1 protein-coding gene is annotated in these 2,859 nt (G+C 36.8%); it reads left to right on the forward strand.

Features of this window, described 5'->3' with window-relative positions; all coding sequences use genetic code 11:
* Positions 1-2,678 (forward strand): calcium-binding protein (locus tag FY049_RS22090; RefSeq protein ID WP_446084415.1); only part of this gene is annotated, 2,678 nt, incomplete at its 5' end.
* Positions 2,679-2,859: the final 181 nt, after the last annotated feature.

Genomic DNA, 2,859 nt, shown 5'->3' on the forward strand with positions numbered 1-2,859 from the left:
TGACCGACGCTTTAAAGATTACATACGACGTAGTTTCAAATGGATATACCGTAGAGGCTACTGCAGCTGTACATGTCGAGGCTGTTGCTGATGGTGTGAAATTGAGTCAGGATCAAACAATTTTGGGTGAGCCTGTAGTACCTGGTATTCCCAAATCTACAGGTTTAATAGCTTCCTGGTATAACAATCCTACGGATATTCCGAACGATAATACTGCAATGACTAAAGTCAAACAAGCTATACTTGCCAGTACTAGTATTGAAGATAAGCTGATCACAGATATAGGTAATACGCTTATAGATAAAGAGATTTCTATCGCTAGCGGAAAAACTTTATATGTTCATGGTCTTATCTACTTAGAAGCAGGAAAGGAATATAGTTTTTATGGTTTTGCTGATGATGGAGCACATGTAGCACTCGGTGGAAAAACACTTCTTTCCACACAGAAAAATGGCCATCATTACTTTGGTCCAGAGACTGATGATAGTTTTCCGAGAGTAGGTATATTCACCCCAACGAAATCTGGCTATTATACGCTTGATTTGATCACTTCAAATTGGCAAGCAGACGGAATGTTATCGGCTAATTTATTAGAAAGATATTTAGGGGATACAAAATGGTCAAATCAACCAATTGATAATCTTTCTCAAAAAATATATAGCAGTGCTGAGGAGTTGAAAGGGCTCGTACAAGATTTAGGCACTTTTAAACCATCAGAGCAAGGTGGCAAAGAAGGCTACTACTCGCGTACAGATGCAAATACTGAGATGGATAATGCTTTAAATCAACTCCTTGCAATTAGAACCTTAGTTAATCAAAGTAATTATGTAATTAAAGATATACCAATAGGTTCAATTATTACTGATGGAACCAAGACATTTACAGCAACTAGTACAAATACTAGTGTAAATGTTAGTGGATGGAATTATAAAAACCTTATTCTTAAACCTGTCTACTCATCGACTCAGGACAATCAACTAGAAGTTCCAGCTTCTACTGGTTTGGTTCATAAAGTATATAAAGGTCTTGACGATACTAATGGTTCAGCTTCGTTTCAAGTGATTACGCTAAAAGAAAAAATCGATGCTTTGGTCATTGCTAAAGCTGCTGCCATAGCGGCAGGACAACCAGTACCAAATGATTTTGTAACATCACAAGACCGTGTTAATCCAAGTTCTGTGAATATGGGAGAAAAGAATTCTACATCTCTAACTGGTCTTATCTATCTGCAAGCGGGTAAACAATATAGTTTTAGTGGGACAGTCGATGATGCTATATATATTGAACTTGGTGGGCAACAGATCATAGCTACTATTGGTAAGTCTTCGAGCCAAGCTTTTGGTCTAGACAAAGGGCTTAATGGAGGAGCTTTCTCGACCATCTTTACTCCTAAAGAATCAGGTTATTATACATTAGGTATATATGGTCACAATTTTACTGGTCCAGGATTGCTTACAATAAACGTAGTAGAAAGAAATGTTGAAGGTGATAGTTGGACTACAAAAGCATTAAATGCACAAAACTATAATTTATATGGTAGTGCGGAAGAACTTTTTGGATTGGTTGATAATCTCGGTTCATTTGTACCTTTAGAACAAAATGGTACAGGTGGTCATTTTGCAGCGAATGGCTTGAATATGGGAATGAAAAATAACCTTGTTAAGTTAGCCGAGATTAAAGCCGAGTTGATTGATAAGGATGGATCTGAAACTATAGTAAGCTTATTGTTAAAGAATATTAAAAAGGATTCGATATTAACTGACGGAAGTCACTTTTTTACAGCTAAACAAGATCTTGATACTTTAGATCTGAAAGGTTGGGATTTAAAGAATTTGAGTATTCTTCCACCTCAGAATTATACGGGTACAATGAACTTAATAGTTGAAGGAATATCGAAAGAGACAAGTAATGGGAGTGAAGAACTGACAAGCCAGATCATACCAGTGACTATCTTTGAACAAAACATGGGATTTGGTACTCTTGGTCTGTTGTATAAATCTTCTGATGATCTTTTTGTAAAAGGAACAAATGAAGATAATGTCTTTAACAGCGGAACTCCTTTATCTCAATATGTTGACGGTGGTGCTGGTAATGACACCATCAATGCAACTAGTAATAACGATTATTTCTTAGGTAATGCTGGAAATGATACACTTTTTGGTGGCGCTGGTAACGATACACTTATCGGTGGTGCAGGTAACGATATCCTTGATGGTGGCATAGGTGTAGATATCTTATCTGGCGGACTTGGAGACGATAAACTTTATGGTGGTGATGGAGATGATACCTTAAGGGGTGGATTAGGAAATGATTTACTCGAAGGTGGTCGTGGTAATGATACGCTTAGTACAGGATTGGGCACGGACACATTAATTTATAATGTGCTTAGTTCGAATGACTCAACTGGCGGGAATGGTAAGGATACTTGGATTGATTATGATAGTCAGGACAAAATTCAGTTTGGTAGTGGTTTCTTTGCCGGCTTATTAGCTGATCGCTCTAACCTTACAAGCTATATATCAGTCGTGAATGATGGTAATGGCAATTCAGTAGTTCGAGTTGATAGAGATGGAGCAACTGTAAATACATATAGCCCAACGAATCTTCTTGTTATTAAAGGTCAACCTACGTTAACACTTGATGACTTACTCAAGAATGAGCAGATCATTATTGGTTAAATTCAATTAAGGCTAGAATTTTGCTCACATTTCTTATTTTAATTATTTTTATGATGATTAGTCTAAGGATGTGGGCTATTTGAAGGTAGAAAGCTTTATTGCAGAAAGATTCTAAAGCTAATATTTTTCCGAGTAGTTTAAATTTAAGGAATCACTTAGGTTTGAGGCCTGACATTCAGAT

It is taken from the genome of Acinetobacter sp. 1125_18A, from assembly GCF_052824985.1.